This is a genomic window from Streptomyces sp. NPDC056479 (assembly GCF_042795335.1).
Classification (GTDB): domain Bacteria; phylum Actinomycetota; class Actinomycetes; order Streptomycetales; family Streptomycetaceae; genus Streptomyces.
Genome location: NZ_JBHTRZ010000014.1, coordinates 136,467 through 159,738 on the forward strand (window position 1 = coordinate 136,467; position 23,272 = coordinate 159,738).

Here is a 23,272-nt window from a genome sequence, read left to right on the forward strand (position 1 = left end):
GGACGACGCTTTGTATATTCATACGAATGCATCACGCCCCGGAATACGGGGAAGTCTACGAAGCGGCCGACCGTCAGCAACGATACCGGCACTCCCGAGAGCCCCCACGGGACGGGGGCGTGGCCGGAAGGTAGCGTCTGGGGGGAGCTGGCCCGGGAACGCGCTTGTGGTGCTGCGCGTTCAGCAAATGACAGCTCATGTCGGATCAGTCGTTCACCAAGGGGAAGACGCTCACTTGATGCCGGACCGCAGCTTGCGACTCCTCACGCTCCCCCCGCAGTCCTTGCAGGGAGGGGAGCACAGCGGCGTGCTGCTGCGGGAGCGCCCCACCTCGCCGCCGGACGCCCCTTCGGGCGGGCAGCAGGGCGACCAGCAGGGCAGCGGCGGCCAGGGGCAGGACGACAACCCCTTCGCGCCGCCGCCGGAGGGCACCCCGGACCGCCCGTGGCAGCCCCGGCGCCCGTCGGGCGAGGACGACTCACAGGACTCCGACGAGGGCGGTGACCGCTCACCCTGGGGCAACCAGTGGAGCGACCGCCAGCCGGGCCGTTCCAACGGCGGCTTCGGCGACAACCGCCCCCGTGGCGGCCAGGACGGCTCCGGATCCGGCGGCCCCGGCACAGGCATGCGCTGGGATCCGACCGACCCCACCCAGCGCCGCGCTCGCTACGCCCTGCTGTCCGGTATGTGGGCCTTCTTCTTCGCACTGTTCAGCTGGCCGTACCTGGCCCTGCTGCTCGGCGCGCTGTCCCTCTACTGGGGCATCAGCGCCCTGCGCGCCAAGCCCCGCACCCCCGACCCGGACAACCCGGCCCCCCAGACCTCCGGCCGCCCCCAGACGACGGCGGCGGTGAGCGGTCTGGTCACGGCGTCCCTCGCCATCGCGGTGGTCGCGGCCGGGTTCGCGGCGCAGGTGGTGTACAGCGAGTACTACACCTGCCGAAGCGACGCACTGACCAACGAGGCGAAGCAGGCGTGCAGTGACCATCTGCCGAAGGAGCTGCGGGGGATTCTGGGCGCGGGGAGCTGAGGCGGGCGGGTTCGACGGGCGGGTCTGACGGGGCCTCCTCAGGGCGCCTTCGGCGAGTCCGGTGCCTGCGCTGGGTCCGGGGGCGTCTGGGTGGTCGGGGTCTCGGGTACGGGGGCCGGCGACTCGGGCCCGGCTGACGGCTCCTGGGTGTTGCGGGGCCCGTGCTCGGCTGACGACTGCTGCGGGGTGTCCGGTGATTCGAGCTCGGTCGGCGGCTGCTGCGCGTCCCGTGGATTCGGTACGTCAGGTTCCTCCTGTGTGTCCGGCGGCTCCGGCACCTCCTGCCAGGACGTCGGCGGGGGCTCCGGTGGCGGGTCGCCGGGCGAGAAGCCGTCCGGCTCGAAGGTCGTGTCGTGGTCGTACGTCCCGTACGGGAAGTCCTGTTCGTCGGCCTGGCTCGGATCGGCCTGATTCCGTGTCGACGCCTTGACCGGCATGTCCTTGCCGTGGGCCGGAAGCCGCGTCTTCGAGTCCGTCGGCTTTCCTTCGCCCTCCCCCGGCTCCTCGGACCCCACCGGCTCCGCCACCCGAGGCTTGCCGATCACCCTCCCCTGCGACGCGCTCACCGACTCCGCGCGGCCCGGCCCCACCCGGCGACCCCGCGTCTCGCTCCCCGAGCCCGCCCGGTGCCGCTGCCCCACCCAGCACCGACAGCCCCGCACCACCACCGCCACCGGCACCGCCACCACCGCGACCCACACCAGCGTCGCCGCGCCCGTCTGCCACCACACCGGCCCGAACCGCGCGAGCACCCCGACCCCCAGCGGCCCACCCGACAGCATGGACAGCACGGCGACGACGACCCCGCAGAACCCGGCGGCCAGCGCGGCGGTCCCGGCCGTCAGCCCGGGCGACCAGGCCACTTCGGGCGCAGGCCCGCTCCCGGAGGAGGCAGCCGCCGCCCCCTGGCCGCTTCCGTACCGCGCCTCGTCCCCCTCCCCCCATCTCGCCACGAACCACCCGACCACCACCCCGGCCAGCACCGGCACCACTCCGATCCCCCACCACAACGGCCCGTCAACCCCCGCCTCCGGCACTGCCTCCAGCAGGGGGAACGGTGGCAGCGACGGCGCCGATGCAGAGGTGAGCGGCCCCACCACATGCCCCGTCCCGAGCACGAACCCCGGGCCGAGGGCATAAGCCGCCGCCCACACCGCCGCGTTCGGCACCAACGACGCGCACAGCATCAGCACCGAGAGCCGACCCGACCAGCCGGCCGTCAGATCGAGGAACGACCCCTGCACCGCCGCGCCGTGCCACACCAGCGCCCCGCCCACCAGAACCGCCCCGCCTCCGGCGAGCGCCGCCGCACCGGCCCCCGCCGCCCGAGCCGCGGTACCGGCCCGGGCGCGGCCCTCCGCCCCGGGCACCAGCCGCCGTACCCGCGCTGGCAGCACGACCAGCAGACCGTCCACCACCTCGGGACGCCGTTCGCACGCCGACCACACCCCCGCCCCCGCCGCGGCCATCGCGACCAGCGGCACCCGCACCACCGTCCACATCCACGCCGGCCGCAGCTCGCCCCCCGCCGAGTACACCGCGGCCGCGAAGCCGACCCCGAGGTACCCGAGCACGACGCCCGCCCACGCCGTACCCACTGACACCAGCGGCACCTCCTCGCCGCCGTCCGCCGCCGCGTCCCGTGCCGCCCGGTGCACCAGCCACACCGGCAGCGCGAGCAGCAGCAGCGGGGTGACACCGACCGGCGCGGGGACGCCGGAGAGCGTGTCCATACGGACCAGTTCGGCGCCGTGTGCCAGCAGCCACAGCACGGCGGCGATCCGCAGCGCGCCGCCCGGCCCGCTGTCCGGATACGGCGAGCTGATCCACAGCACGATCACCAGCACGGCGAACATGCCGAGCCCCAGCCCCGCCGCCACCGCGCCACTGAAGAGACTGGCGCCCAGACCGGGCGTTCGACGGCGCATGCGCGTGAGCAGGGGCATTCGGCGAGCGGTCATCTCGATCACGCTCGCCATGCTCCCAACGACACGCGCTTTTCCGTCGTAACGGGCGAACCCCCGATGTGTCGCCCAATATATGTTTATGTACTTTTTCGGACAAAGGGGTGGCTGATGGCACAGACCCCCGCACCCCCGCTCCCCCCGCCGAAGGAGCGCCGACGCCTGCGTGAGGCCGGTTCATTGACGCAGGCTCAGGTCGCGGCACGAGTGGGGGTCAGCCGCGAGACGGTACGCGCGTGGGAGGACGGCCGCACGACACCGAGCGGCCGGCGGCGGGAGGCGTACGCGCAACTGCTTACGTGCCTGGCCGAGGAGACGGAGGGTCAGAAACACGCGGAGGAGCCCGAGGTGATGACAGATCAGCCCGTGGTCGACAGCGTCGGCGGCGCCGCCGTACCCGAGGGCCGGCTCACCCCGGCCCAGGCCTTCGACGCGCTCTACGCCTTCTGCGCGCCCTCCCTCGTACGGCAGACCTATCTGCTCACCGGGCGCCGCGAACTCGCGCGTGAGTCGGTCGAGCGGGCCTTCCAGTCCGCCTGGCAGCGCTGGCCGGAGGTGGCCCGCGACCGGGATCCGGCGGGCTGGGTGCGGGCGACGGCGTACGACTTCGCGCTCTCCCCCTGGCACCGGTTCCGCCCCCGCTACCGGCACCCCGAACCGCCGCCCTCCGACGCGTTCGACCGCGCCCTGCTGGGCGTGCTCCTCCAACTCCCGCCACCGCAGCGCCGCACGCTCGTCCTCTACGACGGTGTCGGCCTGGACCTGCCCGAGACGGCGGCCGAGACGGAGGCGAGCACACCGGCCACCGCCAAGCGCCTCCTGCACGCCCGCACCGCCGTCGCCACCCGCCTCCCGGACCTGTCCGACCCCACGGAACTGCACGACCGTCTCGCCGAACTGGCCGCCGTCGAGCGCTTGCGCGCGGCCAGGCCGACGACGGTGCGCGACGGCAGCGAACGCCGGGCACGCTTCTGGACGCGGGCGGCGATCGCGTTCACGGTGGCCCTCATCGGAACGACGGCGCTGACCCTGCGCACGGCCCCGACGCAGTACGAGCCGCCGGTGCCACCGGGGTCCACGGTGCGGGGAGTGCCGCCCAGGATGGCGCCGGGACCGCTGTCGGAGTGGGAGCGGGAGCTGCGCAGGAAGCTGCGGGAGGAGTGGCCGCAGGGACCTCGGCGATTGGCGCCACAGCCGCTCTGACGCGCGCGTGGCGGCGAGAACGCGGGCAGGCCCGCCCCCATACCGGGAACGGGCCCACCAACGATCGGCCGAGTGCCGTTACTGCCTTCAGCCGCCCAGGATCTCGCGCGCGAGCTTCGCGGTCTCGGTCGGCGTCTTGCCGACCTTGACGCCCGCGGCCTCCAGGGCCTCCTTCTTCGCCTGGGCGGTGCCGGACGAACCGGAGACGATGGCGCCGGCGTGGCCCATGGTCTTGCCCTCGGGCGCGGTGAAGCCCGCGACGTAGCCGACGACCGGCTTGGTCACGTTCTTCGCGATGAAGTCCGCGGCCCGCTCCTCGGCGTCGCCACCGATCTCGCCGATCATGACGATCAGGTCGGTGTCGGGGTCGGCCTCGAACGCGGCGAGCGCGTCGATGTGCGTGGTGCCGATGATCGGGTCGCCACCGATGCCGACGGCGGTCGAGAAGCCGATGTCACGCAGCTCGTACATCATCTGGTACGTCAGCGTGCCGGACTTCGAGACCAGGCCGATACGGCCCGGCTTGGTGATGTCGCCCGGGATGATGCCGACGTTCGACTGGCCCGGGGTGATGATGCCGGGGCAGTTCGGGCCGATGATCCGGGTCTTGTTGCCCTTCTTGCCGGCGTACGCCCAGAAGGACGCCGTGTCGTGCACGGCGATGCCCTCGGTGATCACGACGGCCAGCGGGATCTCGGCGTCGATGGCCTCGACGACCGCGTCCTTGGTGAACTTCTCCGGCACGAAGATGACGGAGACGTTGGCGCCGGTGGCCTCGATGGCCTCCTTGACGGTCCCGAAGACGGGTACCTCGGTGCCGTCGAAGTCCACGGTCTGACCCGCCTTGCGCGGGTTCACGCCGCCCACGACCTCGGTGCCGTCACCGAGCATGAGCTTGGTGTGCTTCATGCCCGTGGCGCCGGTCATGCCCTGGACGATGACCTTGCTGTCCTTGTTGAGCCAGATAGCCATGGTGTTTGGTGTCCTCGTCCTGAGTGCTTACTTGGCGGCGTGAGCCAGTTCGGCGGCCTTGTCGGCCGCGCCGTCCATGGTGTCGACGCGCTGGACCAGCGGGTGGTTGGCGTCGGTGAGGATCTGTCGGCCGAGCTCGGCGTTGTTGCCGTCGAGGCGGACGACGAGCGGCTTGGTGACGTTCTCGCCGCGGTCCTCGAGGAGCTTGAGGGCCTGGACGATGCCGTTGGCGACCTCGTCGCACGCGGTGATGCCACCGAAGACGTTGACGAAGACGGACTTGACGTCCGGGTCGCCGAGGATGATCTCGAGGCCGTTGGCCATGACCTGGGCGGAGGCGCCACCGCCGATGTCCAGGAAGTTGGCCGGCTTGACGTTGCCGTGGTTCTCACCGGCGTACGCGACGACGTCGAGGGTGCTCATGACGAGACCCGCGCCGTTGCCGATGATGCCGACCTCGCCGTCGAGCTTGACGTAGTTGAGGTTCTTCTCCTTGGCGGCGGCCTCGAGCGGGTTGGCCGCGTCCTTGTCGTGCAGCTCCTCGTACTCGGGGTGGCGGAACTCGGCGTTCTCGTCGAGCGACACCTTGCCGTCGAGGGCGATGACGTCACCGGAGGCGACCTTCGCGAGCGGGTTGACCTCGACGAGGAGGGCGTCCGACTTGATGAAGGTGTCCCACAGCGTGATCAGGACGTTGACGACCTTGTCCGCGACCTCGGCCGGGAAGTTGGCGGCCTCGACGATCTCGCGGGCCTTGGCCTCGTCCACGCCGTCGATGGCGTCGATCGCGATCTTGGCGACGGCCTCCGGGCGGGTGGCCGCCACCTCCTCGATCTCCATGCCGCCCTCGACGGAGGCGATGGAGAGGAAGGTGCGGTTGGCACGGTCGAGGAGGAAGGAGACGTAGTACTCCTCCAGGATCTCCGGGGCCGTCTCGGCGATCATCACCTTGTGGACCGTGTGGCCCTTGATGTCCATGCCGAGGATGTCCGTCGCGCGGGCGACGGCCTCGTCCGCGGTGGCGGCGAGCTTCACGCCACCGGCCTTGCCACGGCCGCCGACCTTCACCTGGGCCTTGACGACGGACTTGCCACCAAGACGCTCGGTGGCTGCGCGGGCCGCCTCAGGCGTGTCGATGACTTCACCGGCCAGCACCGGTACATCGTGCTTGGCGAAGAGGTCCCTCGCCTGGTACTCGAACAGGTCCACGCGCTTCCGTCCCTATCAGTGATCTCGCGGTTCGTTGGATGCGTGGGCGTGCCGCGAAGGGCAACGTGACGTCCGCTGTCACAAGGGAGGCGCACACGGTGTCCGAGCGCGCGGCATGTCCGTCTCGCAGGTTATCGCTGGTTGCGGAGGGCCCCTAAATCGAGGGTCACACCTGAGCGGTGATACCTGTCACATGATGCCGCGATCAGCGCAGATCACTGGCACGGCGTGCCGAATGTGAGGTGTCGCGAGGGTGCCGGGGAGCGGCCCGGGCAGGACCTCACCGGGTTGGGGTTGACCCGGTGAGGTCCCTTGAACAGCCCGAAGGGGCACGAATGGGCCGCCCCTGTGGGCCATGGGCCGGTGATCCCCACCCCAATGGGGATCACCCGGCCCGTCCGCGGGGTTCCGGCCGGATGGGCCGACGGCTTTCGGCCGTCCGGGGCCGTCTGCCCCGCGGAGTCGTCGGTCGCCAGAGGGGGCGCCCCCTGGCGGCTGGTGTGTCGCACTCGGCGACGTGGGGGTGGGGTCAGATGCGGTACGCGCCGCCCGGGAGGTTCTGGTGCAGGCCCTGCGCGTAACCCGGGGTGATCGACCGGGCGACGTCCTGCACGCCGGTGACGGCGTTGCCGCCCAGCGGACCGGCCGAGTCCTGGACCGTGCCGGTCAGGCCGTCGGCGAAGGGCGCGACCTGCCCGGCCACCCCGTGTGCGAAGGGGTCGACCTGGCCGACGACACCGCCCGCGAAGGGCCGGACGTCGTCCGTGACGCCGTACCCCAGGTTCATGGCGCTGCCTCCGACGCCGTCCACGACCGGCCGGACGGTGTCCGCGACCGTGTCGACGACCGGCTGCACCGCACCGGTGACCCCGTAAGCGAACGGCGGTACCTGCTCGCCGACGCCCTCGGCGAAGGGGACGGCCTGCCCCGCCACTCCGTGCACCAGAGGGTCGACCTCGCCGACGACACCGCCCGCGAACGGCTGGACGTCGCCGGCCACGCCGTACGCCAGCCCGCCCGCGTCCGCGACGGCCTGCCCGGCGACCGGGACGACCCCGTGCGCGGCGGTGTCCGCGACGGGCGGCAGGACGCTGCCGGTGACGTCCGCGCCGACCTGGCCGACCAGGCCGGTGGCGTACGGCGGTACATCGGCGGCGACCCCGTGCACGACCGGCCGCACGTCGGAGACGGCGCCGACGGCGATGGGCCGGACCTCGGCCACGGTGCCGTGGGCGAGGTGCTGCACGTCGCCGACCGCGCCATGGGCCACGGGCCGCACCCCCTGGACGGCACCGGTGGCGACCGGCCGGACGCCCGCGACGGCCTCGCCCGCCACCGGCCGGACGTCGGCGACGACGCCGTACGCCAGTGCGGTCGCGGTACCGACCGTGTGCCCTGCGGTCCGGGCGACACCGGCCACGGCACCGTGGGCGACCGGGACCACGCCGTCCACCGCCCGGCCGACGACGGGCTGAACGCCGGCGACCGCGTCAGCGGCCACCGGCTGGACACCGTCCACCGCGTGCCCGGCGACGGGAGTCACCCCGGCCACGGTGCCGGTGGCGACGGGGACGACACCGGCGACCGCGTGCCCTGCGGCCGGGACGACACCGCGGACGGCGCCGTGGGCGACCGGGACGACACCGTGCACGGCCTCGGTGGCGACCGGCGGGACGACCGCGTCGGCGGTCTGCTCGACGACCGGGGTGACCGTGCCGGGGACGGTGGCGACGGTGCCGACGACGCGCTGCTCGACGCCGCCGACCGTGCCGGTGACATGGCTCGGGACGGCGGAGACGGAGGCTTCGGCGGCCGCCGTGACGGTGCCGACCCGGCCCGAGACGGTGGAGGAGGCGAACGTCGCCGTGCCCGCGACCTCGCCGTCGGCATGGGCGACGGCTGCCTGCGCGACCTCGCCCGCACCCGCCGCGGTACGCCCCGCGCCGGCGACTGCGTACTGCGCCTTCGTCCGTGCGACACCCTCGACGCCCTGCGCCTGCGCACGGGCCGCCGCCTGGGTGCCCTGCAGCTTGGTCTGCGTGGCGGCGAGCGCCTGCTCCAGCTCGGGGGCGAAGGCGGCGAGGGGGCCGAAGAGGTAGTCGATGGTGCCGGGGTGGTGCGGGGTGTGCGGCGCGCGAGGGGTGTGCGGCGCGTGCGTGGGGTGCTGAGACGCCTCGCTGACCTCGGCGACGGCGGCGGAGACACCGGCGCCGGCCTGCGCGGCGACCTGGGCCGCGGCCTTGTCCGAGCGCGCGGCCTTGGCGCCCTGGATGGCCTGGGCCGCGCCCTTCGCCTTGGTGGCGGAGGGGACGGCGACATTGGCGTCGACGTAACGACGGGCCTGGTCGGCGGTGTTCGCGGGCGTCGTCCCGGCGGTACCGGCGGTGTCGGCGACCTTGTGGGTGGCGCCGTCGGTGACGCCCTCTGTCACGCCGGAGACGGTGTCCGTCACACCGGAGACGACTCCGTCGACGGTGTCGGTGACGCCGCCGAGGAGGCCGGGGGCGTCGGTGCTGTCGGCCGCGTCGGTCACGTCGGTGGCCTTGTCGGGTACGGAGAGGGTGGAGGCGGGCAGTTCGTCCGCGCTGGCGGCGGTCGAACCGAGCGCCCACGCGCCGGTGACACCGGCGGCTATCACGATCGAACGGCGGATGTTCTTGTTCATGCGTGCGTCGGATCCCTAGATCTTGGGGTTCCGAAGGTCCTCGGAGATCGCGGCTGCGATGAGCTCCGGGACTTCGGACGGTTGAGGACATTCCGGCGCCGTTTCCGGTCGCGGTCCGTGAAGTCGGGGACCAGCTGGACCAGGTTCGGCTCCGGCGGCTTCCGTCCGGGGGTGTCCGGGGATATCCGGGGTGTCCGGTGGATATGGAATCCAGGGACATCCGGAACCGGGGAGTGTCCGGACGGACGGGGCGGGAGGCGTGGCCTACGGCCTACGCACCCAAGCGCCTACGCGGGGGAAACCGGAATGTCCCGGTGCCTGTCCTTGACTTCGTCCGCATCCACACGAGCGGCGGCGCCCGGCACCAGCCCCAACGACACCCGCCGGCTCAACGAGACCGCCTGCGCGTCCCCGTGCCTCGGCGTACCGCTGTCGCCCGCCGCGTGGCTGCCCAGCACACCGCCCGGGTGGTCGGCCGGCGCCTGGTGCGCGGGCGCGTGACCGGAGGGCGACGTGAGGTGCGTGTCACCGACTGCCGCGGCGTGGGGCACGGCGACATCGACGACGAAACGGGGCCCGTAGGCGGCGGTCGTCTCCTTGCCACTACGTCCCTTGCCCGTACGCCCCTTGTCGCCACGACCGTCGACCGGCGCGGGGGCGCCCGACCCCGGCTGCGGCGTCCCGGTGACGGGAGCGGGCAGCGTCTGGTCGGGCAGCGCGGGCAACTCTGCGCCCGGAAGGTCCGGGAGCCCGGGAACCGCTGGGAACTCCCACCCCGGCCAGCCCGGCCACGTCGGCGCCTCGGGCGCCGTCGGCAGTGCGGGCAACGCCGCGAGCGGCGGCACCTTCGCCTGCACCTCGGCCAGCCCCGCGACGACATCCGCGGTCACCGTGCGCACGACATCGCCGACCGGCTGCACGAGTTGGGTGCCGACGGTGTGGGTGACGCGGTGGGTGCCGGTGGCGGCTTGCGGTGCCTGGTCCTGGGGTGCCTGGTCCTGGGGTTCGTGAGCCGGGGGTTGCTGGACCTTGGGTGCCCGCACCTGCGGGGCCGGGTCCTGAGCCGGCTTGCCGGGCGGAACCGTCGACTCGTGGTGCACGCCGGGCTCGGCGACCGCGGGTGCGGGTGCGGGTGCTTTGAGGAGCCGCTCGACCGCGCCGCCCTCGGCGGACGACCGGGGTCCGGCCGACAAAGTGGTGTCCGACGCGGACGAAACGGCCGACGCGGACGACGCCCCGACCGACACCCCGTCCGCCGCATACGCCCGCTCCCCGCAAAGGAAGCCGAGCGCGAACAAACCGCCCACCACCAGCACCAGTTGCAGCGCACGCCGCCCGGCCGCTGCGCGCAGAACGCGCACGGCGGCACCCGGCAAGGTGGCTGACCAGGTCAAGGCGGGGTGGTCCTCCCGTGCGGCGGAACGAAGTACACGTGACGCGACGAGTCGGCTGGACGCGATACGGACGGGCGGCGCAACGGCGCACCGCTCACGAGACGCCGATCCTTGCACGCCCCTCCTGCGGTCGCGCAAGCCCCCCGCTACCGATGGGTACGCATGTCCGTTTTGCTGGCTGAAGTCGGTCGTCAACAGGTCGACAAATCACCGGTAATTCCCCGCCGGCTCCTCCGCACACGGTGTCCCGCGTCCGCCGCCCTCATACGGTGTCCGGCACCGGAATCGGCCGCTTCTCGATGGCCGCCGCCATCACCTCGGGGAACAGATCGGGCGTACACGCGAAGGCCGGTGCCCCCAGTGCGCCGAGCGCGGCCGCGTGGTCCCGGTCGTAGGCCGGCGCCCCCTCGTCCGACAGCGCGAGCAGCGCCACGAACTGCACCCCAGACGCCTTCATCGCGGCCACCCGCTTGAGCATCTCCTTCCGTATCCCTCCCTCGTACAGGTCGCTGATCAGCACGACCACCGTCTCCGCGGGCCGGGTGATCTGCGACTGGCAGTACGCGAGCGCCCGGTTGATGTCCGTGCCGCCGCCGAGTTGCGTGCCGAAGAGCACGTCGACCGGGTCGTCGAGCTGGTCGGTGAGGTCGACGACGGAGGTGTCGAAGACGACGAGCCGCGTGCTGATGGACCGCATGGACGCGAGCACGGCCCCGAACACCGACGCGTACACCACGGACGCCGCCATCGACCCCGACTGGTCGATGCAGAGGATGACCTCTTTCTTCACGGACCGCGACGCCCGCCCGTACCCGATGAGCCGCTCCGGCACGATCGTCCGGTACTGCGGCAGGTAGTGCTTGAGGTTGGCCGCGATCGTGCGGTTCCAGTCGATGTCGTGGTGGCGGGGCCGGTTGATACGGGCACTGCGGTCGAGAGCACCGGTGAGGGTGGCCCGGGTACGGGTGGCCAGCCGCTTCTCCAGGTCCTCGACGACCTTGCGCACGACCGCCCGTGCCGTCTCCTTGGTGGTCTCCGGCATCGCCCGGTTGAGCGAGAGCAGCGTGCCGACGAGGTGCACGTCCGCCTCCACCGCCTCCAGCATCTCCGGTTCCAGCAGCAGCGCGGACAGTCCGAGCCGGTCGATGGCGTCCCGCTGCATGACCTGTACGACGGAGGACGGGAAGTACGTCCGGATGTCCCCGAGCCAGCGCGCCACGGACGGCGCCGACGCCCCGAGCCCCGCCGAACGGTCCTTCCCCGACTGTGCCTTGTCTCCCTTCCCGTAGAGCGCGCTCAACGCCCCGTCCATCGCGGCGTCCTTCCCGGACAGCGCGCACCCGGTGCCGTCGGCGTCGTCCCCGCCGAGCACCATCCGCCACCGTCGCAACCGCTCCCGGGCCGGATCCGTCGTCTCGGTCGTCATCGGCACACTCCCTCACGAGGCCGCTCCCAGAGCGGGATCACCGGCACGGTCGTCGTCATCGGCCGGCCCTGCGCCACACCCCCGCGCACTCGCCGCACTACTCCCACCGCGACGACCCGCCCCGTCGTCTCCCGCACTCCGTCAGTCGTCATCCCGTCGCCCCCACAAGGTCGTTGTCCGCAAGGCCGTTGTGAGCGACCCCTTCCGCTCCCACCCCGCCCCGCCCTTCGTCCAGCCCCAACAGCAGCCGCACCACAGGCAACACGGCATCCGCCCGCTCGACATCGAGCTCGGCCGCGAAACCGGGTATCCCGGCACCGCCGCCCCCCGCGCTCGCCCGCTCCCCGGGCCCACGCCGCACGAGTTCACCGAGGGTCCGGCGCACCCCCGTCTCATACGCCGAGAAGGTCCGTCGCAGCAGCGGCAGCACATCCGTGAATGCCTCCGCCGACACCCCCGTCAGCCATGCGTCGACCAGTCCGAGCAGCCGCTCGTCGTGCACGAGCAGCATCCCGCCGCCCGAACCACCACCGACGAACCCCTCGATCCACGAGGCCGCATCCGCCGGCGGCGTCCCCGGCGACAAGGCCAGTCCCATCAACCGCGCCGCCGTGTCCTGCGCCAACTCCCCGTCGTCCAGCAACAACCGCACGGCCCGCCCTCGGATGACGCCGGGCACGGTGTCCCGCCCGGACAGCACCCGAAGCACCACGTGCCAGCGCTTGCGCAGATCGCCGTGCCCGACAGCGGGTGCGCTGCCCGGGGTGCCATGCCCTGCGGACGTGCCCGCGCCGGAAACAGCGTGCTCTGCCGGCATGTCCGCACGCGGGGCCGCGCGCTCAGAAGGGCTGTCTTCGTCCAGGGGCCCGCGCCCTTGAGGGGCGCCCCCGCCCACCTCAACCTCGCCCCCACCCTGAGCACCCGGCCCCGGACCCACCGCATCGCCCAGCAACCCCACCGCGCCATGCACCGCGTCCACATGGCGCCGCATCTCCTCGGCCGCGTCCGCGTCCAGTGCGGCGCAGGCCGGGGGCAGACCGACGAAGATGCGCTCGGCGAGCCCCGCGGCGACCTCCGCGAGCGCCTCGGTGTCCGTGCCGCGCACATCGCCGTACCGCAGGGAGCGGACCAGCGCGGGCAGAGCCTGGGCGAGGTGGCCGACGTCGGCGTCGAGGGCGGCCCGGTCGGCGAGGATCCGCATCACCGTGGGCAACGCGTCCGGCAGTTCGGCCAGAAGGCACTGCTCGGCCAGGGCCGTGACGTCGGCGAGACCCTGCGCCGTGACGGCGTCCGCCTCCGCCTTGGCGGTCGCCGCCGCGTACACGGTGGTCCCCCACACACCGGCCTCGGCGACCCGCACGGCCAGCTCGGGCTCCCACCGCAGCCGCCACGTCTCCCGGAACGTCCCCGTACTCCCCCGCGACGCAACCGGCTCGCCCCACTCCACGCCGAGCAGCCGCAGCCGATGCAGCAGCCTGCTGCGCTCGGCGTCGTACTCCTTGCGCAGGTCGAGCTCCAACTCCCGCTCCAGCGCCTCCGGCTTGAGCCGCAACCGGCGCTGGATCCGGTCCAGGTCCCGCTGCAACGGCACCGCCGGCGCCGACGACGGCACCTCCCCCAGCACGTCCCCCACGACGAGCCGGTCCTGTATCAGCGCCAACGGCACGTCCGAGCCGTCGCACATCACCGCCCGCGCCGCGTCGGTCGTCTCGCTCAGCCCCGGCAACGGGCGCCCGCGCATCGCCGCGAGCGTCTCCGCCAGCCGCACCGCCTCGATGACATGCGCCGAGGACACGATCCGGTCCTCGTCCCGCAGAAGCCCGGCCACCTTGGTCAGCCACCGCTCGACGGGCCGGTCCGGCGCGCTGAACAGGTGTCCGTACCACCCCGGCGAGTCGATCCCCGCTCCGTACCCGCTGACCCGGGCCAACCGGCGATAGGTCCACGGCACCCAGGTCATGTCGGCCTTGACCTTGGGCAGCCCCTTCAGCAGTGCCTTGTCCGCGCCCACGGTGCTCTTCTGCCGCAGCGCGGGCACATGCCACGCCCCGCACACGACCGCCACGTCGTCCCCGAACTCCCGCTGCGCGGCCCGCAACTGGAGCCGCATATGGGCCTCCCGCACGAGATCCCGCTCGTGCCCCCCGCTCCCATACGCCTCCCGCAACGCCCCCATGGCCTCTTCGAGCCCGAGGAACGGCGCGAACGCGTCCCCGTCCCCCATCCCCCGGTGCTCGACGACGTCCTCCCACCACCGCTCGGGATCGTCGTAACCGGCGACGTCTGCGAGCACGGCGAGAGGGTCGAGCCGGACATCCGCGCGACCATCGCCCGCATCGCCGGGATCGGCCTCGTCGGAGTCGGCCGTACGGTCGCTCGCGGGGCCCGAACCGTCGCCGCCCTCGGTCCCGGGCAGGGCGTCCCCGCCCGGCTCGTCCGCCCTGCCCTCGCCCGCATCGAGCGCGGTCTCGTCCTGCTTCCCCCAAGCCAAGGTGTGCGTGGCCGGCAGGTCGATGAAGCGGGCCGTGACCTGATGCTCCACGGCCCAGCGGATCGCGACCCACTCCGGGGAGAACTCGGCCAGCGGCCAGAAGGCCGAGCGGCCGGGCTCGTCCACGGCGTGGGCGAGGAGGGCGACGGGCGGTCGCATGGCCTCGTCACCGGCGAGCGGGATCAGGACGTCGGCCTCCGGCGGCCCTTCGATCAGTACGGTCCGAGGCCGAGCCACGTCCAACGCCGCCCGCACGGCCCGCGCCGACCCGGGCCCGTGGTGCCGCACGCCGAGCAGCAGCGGTCCTGAAGGCCTCACCGCCCGGGCGGGTGCGGCCACGGTTTCCGGCCCCTCCGCAGGCGCATCGCCCACCCGGTGGGCGCCCGCCTCCAGGTCCCCGCTCCCCGTCCTGTCCACGCCCGTCACACCGTCCACCGTCCCCTCGATCCCGACCGTCCGATGCCGCCGCCGATCACGCCGCCGCCCTCGCCCCGCGGCCCACGCACCACGTCACCGCTCACAGCACGCTCCCCCTCTCCTCCGCAGCCACCTCACGACGCCGCCGACGCCGCCCTCCTGGCCGACCCGCGACCAGGAGGGGCTCACCACCGATCACCGTCCCGGCCTCAGCCGTCCGTCACGGACCGCCACCGGGCCTCACCTGTCCCGCACTCGGAGTCATGGCGCCTCGGCCACGGAGCCGCCGGACTTCGATCCACCGCTCGGGCGGCCCCACCCCAGGTCGTCCTCGTCGTTCACGCGCTCACCTCCCGGCACGCCCGGTAGAAGTCCGTCCAGCCGTCCCGTTCACGCACGACCGCCTCCAGGTACTCCTGCCAGACGACGCGGTCGGCCGCCGGGTCGCGGACGATGGCGCCGAGGATGCCCGCGGCGACGTCGGCGGGACGCAGCACTCCGTCTCCGAAGTGGGCGGACAGGGCGAGGCCGCTGGTGACGACGGAGATCGCCTCCGCCGTCGACAGCGTGCCGCTCGGCGACTTCAGCTTCGTGCGGCCGTCCGACGTCACCCCGTCGCGCAGCTCGCGGAAGACGGTGACGACCCGGCGGATCTCGTCGATGCCCTCCGGCACGGCCGGCAGGTCGAGCGACCGGCCGATCTGGTCGACGCGGCGGGAGACGATGTCCACCTCGGCCTCGACGCTCTCCGGCAGCGGCAGCACGACCGTGTTGAAGCGGCGGCGCAGGGCGCTGGAGAGGTCGTTGACGCCACGGTCGCGGTCGTTGGCCGTGGCGATCAGGTTGAAGCCGCGGACCGCCTGCACCTCCTGCCCCAACTCCGGTATCGGCAGCGTCTTCTCCGACAGGATCGTGATCAGTGTGTCCTGCACATCGGCCGGGATGCGGGTCAGTTCCTCGACGCGTGCGGTCATCCCCTCCGCCATGGCCCGCATCACGGGGCTGGGCACGAGGGCGTCACGGCTCGGCCCGTGCGCGAGCAGCTGCGCGTAGTTCCAGCCGTACCGGATCGCCTCCTCCGGTGTGCCGGCCGTGCCCTGCACCAGCAGCGTCGAATCGCCGCTGACCGCCGCGGCCAGGTGCTCGGAGACCCACGTCTTCGCGGTGCCGGGCACGCCCAGCAGGAGCAGGGCACGATCGGTGGCCAGCGTGGTGACGGCGACCTCGACGATGCGGCGCGGGCCCACGTACTTGGGTGTGATCACTGTGCCGTCCGGCAGGGTGCCGCCGAGCAGATACGTGGCGACGGCCCACGGCGACAGCTTCCAGCGGGCCGGTCGCGGGCGGTCGTCCTGCGCCGCCAGCACGGCGAGTTCATGGGCGAAGGCGTCCTCGGCATGCGGTCGCAACGCCTCGGCCGGTTCGGTCTCCCCCGCTTCGACGGACGTCGGTTCTACGGACACAGGCATGGCAAAGTCCCCCTCCAGCTCGGCCGGTTCAGCCGCTTCGGATCTGGCACCCACGTTGCACCACGCCACTGACAACGCGTTCCGACCTGCGAAAACGCGCTCACGAAACCGTGGGCGAGACCGCCGCCCCGACCGATTGTCAGTGGTGGGATCTACCTTCGGTGGCATGACTCAGCAGGGGGTGCGCTGGACCGCGGACCAGGTGCTGGCGCTGGCGCCTGACGCCGCGTCACGCAAAGCGGGTAGCAAACTCGGCGCGGCGGGGCCGTGGTCCGAGGCGGGGAGTGCCGACGAAGGGACGGTGTGGGGGCTGTGCAAGGGCAGTGGCAGCAAGCCGTATCAGACGGTCATCGATATCGCGGACGCCTCGGGGCCCGCGTACAAGTGCAGTTGCCCGAGCCGGAAGTTCCCGTGCAAACACGCGCTCGGCCTGCTGCTGCTCTGGGCCGGCGGGGACGGTGCGGTGCCGCGGGGGCTGCCGCCGGACTGGGCGGAGCAGTGGATAGAGGGGAGAAGGCAGCGCGCCGAGGAGAAGCGGACGGCGGGCGCCGCCGGTTCCGCTACGGCGTCCGCTGACCCGGAGGCGGCGCGGCGCAGGGCGGAGCGCCGGGCCGTGCGGGTCACCGCGGGGGCGACGGAGCTGGAGCAGCGTCTGGCGGATCTGCTGCGCGGCGGCCTGGCCGGGGCGGAACAGACGGGGTACGGGCTGTGGGAGGAGACGGCCGCCCGCATGGTCGACGCCCAGGCCCCCGGGCTGGCCGCGCGGGTGCGGGAGTTGGGGGCGATCCCGGCATCCGGCCCGGGCTGGCCGGTGCGCCTGCTGGAGGAGTGCGCCCTGATCCACCTCCTCGACCAGGGCTGGCTGCGCCGCGAGGGACTGCCCGACGGCCTGGCGGACACGGTCCGCTCCCGCATCGGCCTGCCCTCCTCGGCGGACGGACCACCCGTGCGGGACCGCTGGCTGGTTCTGGCCCAGTACGACACGGCCGACGTGAAATTGACGACGCGCCGGATATGGCTGCATGGCGCCGACTCGGGCCGCACCGCGCTGCTCCTCTCTTATGGCGCCGCCGGCCGTGCCCCGGAGCTGACGCTCCCGGTGGGGCTGGCGCTGGAGGCGGAGGTGGCGTCGTACCCGGGCGCCGGTCAGCTGCGAGCCGCGCTGGGCGAGCAGTTCGCACCGCCCGCACCCGCGGCGATACGGCCGCCGGGCGTGACGACGGCCGAGGCGACCGCCCGTTATGGCGAGGCGCTCGGCGCCGATCCATGGCTGGACTCCGTCCCGGTGACCTTGGACAGGGTCATACCGACCCCGGACGGCGACTCATGGCAGCTCGCGGACGCCGACATGGACACGGCGCTGCCGCTCACCCCGGCCGCCCGCGCCCGTCCGGGCCTGTGGCGCCTGGTCGCGCTGTCGGGCGGGGCGCCGGTCAAGGTGTTCGGCGAGTGCGGCCACCGCGGCTTCACCCCGCTGACGGCCTGGCCGGAGGGGACGGGAGAGGCCGTACAGCTGTGCTGAGCGGTGTGCCCCGCCACCATGGCGCAACCACGACACCCACCGAGAACTCCACGGCACCCCGCACTAAGGCAGAGAGGAATGACCCCATGAACAGTCCCTCCGTTCCCGCGGATTCGGCGTCGAGCGCCTGGGAGGAGCTCGTCACTGCGGCGCTGCTCGGGACGGACCGGCGTACGCCCCCGGGCGGCACGCCGGGCCGGGAGGCACCGGTGGCTCTGCTGGACGCGGCGGCCATGGAGACCGTACGGCGACGGGCCGGACTGCGGCCGGCTCGGGCGGCGCAGCGTCCGCAGCGGGCCCCGGAGGATCCGCGCCCGGCGCTGCCCCCGGCGGCGGCCCGAAGGCTGTCGATGCTGCTGTCCGACCGCCCGGGCGTGTCCGGCGGCGGCCGCAGAGGCACGGCACCCGACCTCGTGGAACTGCTGCCCGAGTGGCTGGCGACGGCGAACAACCGGGGTTTCGGGCCACGCCCCGAGGTACTGCCCGCTCTGCTGGACGCCGCGCGGGGGCGTACGGATCTGCGCCCGGCGGCGCTGACGTTCGCGGGCCCGCGTGCGGTGTGGCTCGCCCGGCTCAACCCGGACTGGCGGTTCGCGCTGCGCGCGACCCCGGGCGGAGGCGCGGCGCTGCCTCATCTTCAGGACGCGGCGAAGGTCCAACAGCTCTGGCAGGAAGGACTGTTCGCGGAGCGGGTCGCCCTGCTCTCCGCGATACGCGCGCGTGAGCCCGACGCCGCCCGCGAGCTGCTGACCACGACGTGGGCGACGGAGCGCGCCGAGGACCGGCTGATGTTCCTCGACTCACTGCGGACGGGACTCGGCCCGCAGGACGAGCCGTTCCTGGAGCAGGCGCTGTCCGACCGGAGCCGCAATGTCCGGTCGACGGCCGCGGAGCTGCTGTCGGCGCTGCCGGGCTCGGCACTCGCCGCGCGGATGGCGGTGCGGGCGGGAGCCTGCGTGGCGGTGGATCACACGGGGGAGGCGCCGGTGATCGGCGTCGAGGCGCCGCACGAATGCGACGCGGGCATGGAGCGCGACGGCGTGCTGGCCAAAGCTCCGGTGGGGCGGGGTGAACGGTCGTGGTGGTTCGGCCAGTTGGTGGAGGCCGCGCCGCTGAGCGCCTGGCCGGGGCGGCTGGGACGTCGTACGCCCCGGGAGATCGTGGCGCTGCCGGTGACGGACGACTGGCAGGCCGAGCTGCACGCGGCCTGGTGCCGCGCGGCGGTACGGCAGCGGGATGCCGAGTGGGCGAGGGCGCTGCTCGGGTCGCCGTCCGCTCCGGAGGCCGGCGGTCCGGGGGCGGTGTCCCTGGCCGAGCGCGCGAAGCTGCTCGGCACGCTGGGCTCGGCCGAGCGGGCCGAGTGGGTCGCCGGGTTCATCGCGACGCACGGTCTGTCGGAGGCGTTTCAGCTGCTCGGGGTGTGTGCGGTGCCTTGGTCCGCGCCACTCGGGCGGGCGGTGGTCGACGCGCTCAACATCGCGCGGGACGCGGGGAGTTATCCATGGAGCTTCAGCGGAGTGATGGGCCTGGCCGAGCGCTGCCTCGACCCGGCGGAGGCGAGCCGCCTGGACGGTCTGCTGGCGGTACCGGACGAGCCGGAGGACGCGTCGCCGGGGGCCGGGGGGTACTGGGCGGAGGCGTTCCAGCGGCTGGTCACGACGTTGCGGTTGCGCGGGGCCATGATCAAGGAGCTGGAACCACCCGGTCCGTCCGGCACTTGAGGGCGAGGCCGTTCAGGCCGAACGGAGGCCCGGAGCCGCCGGCCGACGGATTCCCGGGCCGACCCGCACCCCGCTACGGCTTACGCCCCCGCCGGCTGCCGCACGTTCGCCCGGACCCAGTCCACGATCGACTGCGTCGTCGCCCCGGGCGTGAAGATCGCCGCGACGCCCTTCTCCTTCAGCGGGGGAATGTCGTCCTCGGGGATGATCCCGCCGCCGAAGACGAGGATGTCCTCCGCGTCACGCTCCTTGAGCAGATCGATCACGGCGGCGAAGAGGGTGTTGTGGGCGCCGGAGAGGATGGACAGCCCGATCGCGTCGGCGTCCTCCTGGATCGCGGTGCCGACGACCTGCTCAGGGGTCTGGTGAAGCCCGGTGTAGATGACTTCCATACCGGCGTCGCGCAGCGCCCGCGCGATCACCTTGGCCCCGCGATCGTGGCCGTCGAGTCCCGGCTTGGCCACCACCACGCGGATCGGACCGGCTGCCACACCCATCACTGCCTCCATGAAGCGACTACATCCATCCGTACCGACAAGCATCGCTCATATATGAGTTATGCCACACAGGCCGCACATGTCATACATGGTGCGCGTATCGGACTTTTCCGCTGCTCACCGCACCGGACGTACCTCCACGGCACGGACGCCCCGGGCCACGCCGCCCGAGGAAGTGAACGAACGTTATCGCCAGCATCCCGCAACCGGCAGTTTCGCGGTGCAGACCGAGGGGGAAATCACACGGTGGGACACGTTCGCCGCGCACCGTTCCACATCTCTGCGGCACACGGGCCGCAGCAGCCTGCGGTACACGCGTCGCAGCGGGACCACGCGCAACGGGAGCCGCAACGAGGTCGCCGCACCACCGCGCCGCAGGCCGCGCGGCATGGCGGTGCGGCACATCGACGGTGGTACGAAGGGCACGTAGGGCAGGTAAGGCACGACAGCGGGGAAGCCTCGTCGCCACACCGGCAGGAAGCCCCGTCAGGTCATCGGCGCACCACGGCCACCGAGGCCGCTGCGCGCAGCGCGCGCCTCGCTTGCCCCACGCGCCTTCCTCATGCCCCGTCGGTCACCTCCGCCGCGACTTCCCACGAGGGCACACGGGGGCCGGAGCCGTCCTCCAGCGTGCCGCAAGGAGGTCGGCCATGAAGGTCACCGGGGCAGTATTCCCGTTTCTCCCGCTCTACCGGCATCTGCTCCCGAGCAGGCTCGCCGGCCTCTCCCTGGCCCTGCTGAAGGCGACCGCTCTGGAGATCGCGATCCTCGCCGGGCATCTGCTGCTGTACCCCTCCGGCATCACGCAGGAGCGCCGGACCACCCCCAGCCTTCCCACACCCGACACCGCCCAGCTGCCCACGGGGGCGAAGCCCCCCGTCGTCCTGCTGCACGGCTTCATTGACAACCGCTCCGTCTTCGTCCTGCTGCGCCGCAGCCTCGCCCAGCACGGCAGACACCAGGTCGAGTCGCTCAACTACTCCCCCCTGACCTGCGACATCCGCACCGCCGCCGAGCTGCTCGGCCGGCATATAGAGGGGATCTGCGAGCGCACCGGCAGCGAGCAGGTCGACATCGTCGGACACAGCCTCGGCGGGCTGATAGCGCGCTACTACGTGCAGCGCCTCGGCGGCGACCACCGAGTCCGTACGCTCGTCACGCTGGGCACGCCGCACTCCGGCACCCGTGTTGTCCCGCTGGCCAACGCGCACCCCATCGTGCGCCAGATGCGCCCGGGCTCACCGATCCTCGAGGAACTGACCCGCCCCGCACCCGGCTGCCGCACGCACTTCGTGAGCTTCTGGAGCGACCTCGACCACCTGATGGACCCGCTGGAGACGGCCTGTATCGACCACCCGGACCTGATGGCGCAGAACGTCCGCGTCAGCGGCGTCGGTCACCTCGCCCTGCCGGTGCACCCCGCGGTGGCCACCGGGATACGGCAGGCCCTCGACACCGCACGGACGACAGCCGAGGCCGCGGCCCACCCCAACGGCCTCACGGTGGCGTAACGACAGTCGTCCAGCATCGAACAATCTTCGAACACAAGGCCAAACTCGCGCCCACAGTCCGCCAAAACACGGCCGAATGCCCGTTTCCTGCGCGCGCGAAACCTGCCGAAGATTGTCGTGCCCGCGTACTGCCGGGTACAGTCGCCGCACTGCTCTGGCAGCCCCTGTTGTCGAGGCGAGAGAGAAGTTGGTGAACGATCGTCACCCGTCGGGGACCATGACGTCTCCGACTCCGGCTTCCGACGCCGCCTCGGGGCACTACGCGTCGTACGGCACCCAGGAAGCCCACTACGGTGACGCCACTTACGGCGCCTACGACGCCAACGGATTCGCCACCGCCGGTCACGCCGCTCCGACCTTCGACGCCGACCCGCTGTTCGGCAGCCTTCCGGGCGAGAGCACGGGCGCGTACGACGCCACCCAGTGGTCCACCGGCAGCCACCACACCGCGCACTACGACGCCTACGCGGCCCAGCACCAGGCCGCCTACGACACCGGCGCGTACGACACCGCGGCCTGGACGAACGACCACGAGCGGCTCGCCTTCGTCCCGCAGCAGGCCAACGGCCATGACGTCTCGGGCCAGTGGGACGCGAACGCCTGGCTCCAGCCCGACCAGTCCGGCGCCCCGGCCAACCAGACCCAGCACTGGGAATGGGGCACGACGGCCTTCGACACGGGGGCGTACGACGCCACCCAGTGGAACTCCGACGGCACCGCGGCGCAGGCGGCCGACGACTACGAGCAGTCAGCAGAATCCTTCGACCAGCAGGCGACGGCGCACTTCGACCAGATCGAGCACGGCGCCCCCACGGCCTACGAAGACCACTCGGCGTACGAAGATCCCGCGTCCTACGACGGGCACCCGCCGTACGACCACACCTCGTACGACGACCCGGCCGAGCACGAAGCCGAGTTGAGCGCCACGGGCGAACTCCCCGCCGTGGCCCCGCTCCTCGACGACCAGGAGGAGTCCGCTCCGGTCCCCTCCCCGCGCGCCGCCTCCCGCAGCGGGGCGCGCTCCCGTCGCCGTACGCCCCCCAAGCGCTCCGCACTGCTGACGGTCGCCGTGCCCTCGGCGTGCGTGATGGGCGTCGCGGGCATCGCCGCCGCCTCCGTCGGCACGCTGACCGACGACAAGGACGCGTCCACGCTGGCCTCGGAGGGCGAGGCCGTGAGGCCGTCCACGGCGAACAACAAGCTGGACACCCAGTTGGAGAGCCTCTCCGCCGGCGCCGACGACTTCGCCGACCGGGCCAGCCGCACCCAGGAGCGCATCGACCTCAAGGCCCAGCAGGCGGCCGAGAAGCGGAAGGCCGCCGAGGAGGCCGCCCGCAAGGAGCGACTGCGCCCGAAGTTCGCGGTCCCGGTCGCACAGCACGGCCTCAGCGCCTACTTCGGCCAGTCCGGCATCAACTGGATGTCCGTGCACACCGGCATCGACTTCCCGGTCTCCTACGGCACGACGGTGACGGCCGCGACCGACGGCACCGTCCGCACGCAGTGGAACAGCGCCTACGGCAACATGATGATCGTGACAGCGAAGGACGGCACGGAGACGTGGTACTGCCACCTCTCCACCTACCGCGTCGCCTCCGGTACGACCGTCAAGGCCGGCGACCCGATCGCGTACTCCGGCAACTCCGGCAACTCGACCGGCCCGCACCTGCACTTCGAGGTCCGCCCCGGCGGCGGCTCGGCGATAGACCCGCTGTCCTGGCTGCGCAGCCACGGGGTCGACCCGACGTAAGCGACGCCACGGCCCGCTCCACGCCCCCGCC

General features: G+C 72.7%; 15 protein-coding genes. 6 read left to right on the forward strand and 9 right to left on the reverse strand.

The features are described from left to right. The first annotated feature begins 238 nt into the window (after positions 1-238). Entirely contained in the window at positions 239-1,030 is a 792-nt protein-coding gene (locus ACFQ6S_RS41475) for a hypothetical protein (protein ID WP_383421071.1), read from the forward strand. Positions 1,031-1,068: 38 nt separating this feature from the next. On the opposite strand, the gene ACFQ6S_RS41480 is transcribed toward ACFQ6S_RS41475, so the two are convergent. Further along, positions 1,069-3,009 (reverse strand): DUF6350 family protein, encoded by a 1,941-nt coding sequence (locus tag ACFQ6S_RS41480; RefSeq protein ID WP_383421074.1) that lies wholly within the window; start codon positions 3,007-3,009, stop codon positions 1,069-1,071. A gap of 96 nt (positions 3,010-3,105) precedes the next feature. On the opposite strand from ACFQ6S_RS41480, the gene ACFQ6S_RS41485 reads away from it, so the two are divergent. Next, complete coding sequence (locus tag ACFQ6S_RS41485) at positions 3,106-4,197, forward strand: helix-turn-helix domain-containing protein (protein ID WP_383421077.1); 1,092 nt, start codon at positions 3,106-3,108, stop codon at positions 4,195-4,197. 87 nt (positions 4,198-4,284) lie between these two features. On the opposite strand, the gene sucD is transcribed toward ACFQ6S_RS41485, so the two are convergent. The 7 genes from sucD to ACFQ6S_RS41520 all read right to left on the reverse strand — a co-directional run bounded on the left by sucD (position 4,285) and on the right by ACFQ6S_RS41520 (position 16,240). Beyond that, complete coding sequence (gene sucD / locus ACFQ6S_RS41490) at positions 4,285-5,169, reverse strand: succinate--CoA ligase subunit alpha (protein ID WP_383421080.1); 885 nt, start codon at positions 5,167-5,169, stop codon at positions 4,285-4,287. Positions 5,170-5,196: 27 nt separating this feature from the next. Further along, a complete protein-coding gene (gene sucC / locus ACFQ6S_RS41495; RefSeq protein WP_383421083.1) occupies positions 5,197-6,378 on the reverse strand; it encodes an ADP-forming succinate--CoA ligase subunit beta in 1,182 nt (393 codons plus the stop codon). Between the two features lie 529 nt (positions 6,379-6,907). Further along, positions 6,908-9,043: a hypothetical protein gene (locus ACFQ6S_RS41500; RefSeq protein ID WP_383421086.1), complete on the reverse strand. Its 2,136-nt coding sequence runs from the start codon at positions 9,041-9,043 to the stop codon at positions 6,908-6,910. 287 nt (positions 9,044-9,330) lie between these two features. Beyond that, positions 9,331-10,437: a hypothetical protein gene (locus ACFQ6S_RS41505; protein ID WP_383421089.1), complete on the reverse strand. Its 1,107-nt coding sequence runs from the start codon at positions 10,435-10,437 to the stop codon at positions 9,331-9,333. A 262-nt stretch (positions 10,438-10,699) separates the two neighbouring features. Next, a complete protein-coding gene (locus ACFQ6S_RS41510) occupies positions 10,700-11,863 on the reverse strand; it encodes a VWA domain-containing protein (protein WP_383421092.1) in 1,164 nt (387 codons plus the stop codon). Between the two features lie 148 nt (positions 11,864-12,011). Then, the gene (locus tag ACFQ6S_RS41515; RefSeq protein ID WP_383421163.1) at positions 12,012-14,693 is read right to left on the reverse strand and encodes a DUF5682 family protein; all 2,682 of its coding nucleotides are present in this window, start codon (positions 14,691-14,693) and stop codon (positions 12,012-12,014) included. Between the two features lie 416 nt (positions 14,694-15,109). Next, positions 15,110-16,240, reverse strand: coding sequence for an AAA family ATPase (locus ACFQ6S_RS41520; RefSeq protein WP_383421095.1), 1,131 nt, complete (start codon positions 16,238-16,240; stop codon positions 15,110-15,112). A gap of 166 nt (positions 16,241-16,406) precedes the next feature. Here ACFQ6S_RS41520 and ACFQ6S_RS41525 point away from each other — a divergent pair, with 166 nt between their 5' ends. Both ACFQ6S_RS41525 and ACFQ6S_RS41530 read left to right on the forward strand, forming a co-directional pair. Then, on the forward strand, positions 16,407-17,762 hold the full coding sequence (locus ACFQ6S_RS41525) for an SWIM zinc finger family protein (protein ID WP_383421098.1): 1,356 nt from the start codon (positions 16,407-16,409) through the stop codon (positions 17,760-17,762). 86 nt (positions 17,763-17,848) lie between these two features. Then, positions 17,849-19,483, forward strand: a complete 1,635-nt coding sequence (locus tag ACFQ6S_RS41530; RefSeq protein ID WP_383421101.1) for a DUF5691 domain-containing protein — start codon at positions 17,849-17,851, stop codon at positions 19,481-19,483. 80 nt (positions 19,484-19,563) lie between these two features. On the opposite strand, the gene ACFQ6S_RS41535 is transcribed toward ACFQ6S_RS41530, so the two are convergent. Further along, positions 19,564-19,980, reverse strand: coding sequence for a cobalamin B12-binding domain-containing protein (locus ACFQ6S_RS41535; protein ID WP_383421104.1), 417 nt, complete (start codon positions 19,978-19,980; stop codon positions 19,564-19,566). Positions 19,981-20,630: 650 nt separating this feature from the next. Between ACFQ6S_RS41535 and ACFQ6S_RS41540 the strand changes: the two genes are divergently transcribed. Further along, positions 20,631-21,491: an esterase/lipase family protein gene (locus ACFQ6S_RS41540; RefSeq protein ID WP_383421107.1), complete on the forward strand. Its 861-nt coding sequence runs from the start codon at positions 20,631-20,633 to the stop codon at positions 21,489-21,491. Positions 21,492-21,708: 217 nt separating this feature from the next. Next, entirely contained in the window at positions 21,709-23,241 is a 1,533-nt protein-coding gene (locus tag ACFQ6S_RS41545; protein ID WP_383421110.1) for a M23 family metallopeptidase, read from the forward strand. The last annotated feature ends 31 nt before the right edge of the window (positions 23,242-23,272 follow it).

Bases quoted from the DNA above. Each gene is read 5' to 3' on its own strand.
- ACFQ6S_RS41485 (WP_383421077.1), top strand. From the start codon at position 3,106: ATGGCACAGACCCCCGCACCCCCGCTCCCCCCGCCGAAGGAGCGCCGA.
- sucD (WP_383421080.1), bottom strand. From the start codon at position 5,169: ATGGCTATCTGGCTCAACAAGGACAGCAAGGTCATCGTCCAGGGCATG.
- ACFQ6S_RS41520 (WP_383421095.1), bottom strand. From the start codon at position 16,240: ATGCCTGTGTCCGTAGAACCGACGTCCGTCGAAGCGGGGGAGACCGAA.
- ACFQ6S_RS41540 (WP_383421107.1), top strand. From the start codon at position 20,631: ATGAAGGTCACCGGGGCAGTATTCCCGTTTCTCCCGCTCTACCGGCAT.
- ACFQ6S_RS41500 (WP_383421086.1), bottom strand. From the start codon at position 9,043: ATGAACAAGAACATCCGCCGTTCGATCGTGATAGCCGCCGGTGTCACC.
- ACFQ6S_RS41530 (WP_383421101.1), top strand. From the start codon at position 17,849: ATGAACAGTCCCTCCGTTCCCGCGGATTCGGCGTCGAGCGCCTGGGAG.
- ACFQ6S_RS41545 (WP_383421110.1), top strand. From the start codon at position 21,709: ATGACGTCTCCGACTCCGGCTTCCGACGCCGCCTCGGGGCACTACGCG.
- ACFQ6S_RS41535 (WP_383421104.1), bottom strand. From the start codon at position 19,980: ATGGGTGTGGCAGCCGGTCCGATCCGCGTGGTGGTGGCCAAGCCGGGA.
- ACFQ6S_RS41480 (WP_383421074.1), bottom strand. From the start codon at position 3,009: ATGGCGAGCGTGATCGAGATGACCGCTCGCCGAATGCCCCTGCTCACG.
- ACFQ6S_RS41475 (WP_383421071.1), top strand. From the start codon at position 239: ATGCCGGACCGCAGCTTGCGACTCCTCACGCTCCCCCCGCAGTCCTTG.
- ACFQ6S_RS41510 (WP_383421092.1), bottom strand. From the start codon at position 11,863: ATGACGACCGAGACGACGGATCCGGCCCGGGAGCGGTTGCGACGGTGG.
- ACFQ6S_RS41525 (WP_383421098.1), top strand. From the start codon at position 16,407: ATGACTCAGCAGGGGGTGCGCTGGACCGCGGACCAGGTGCTGGCGCTG.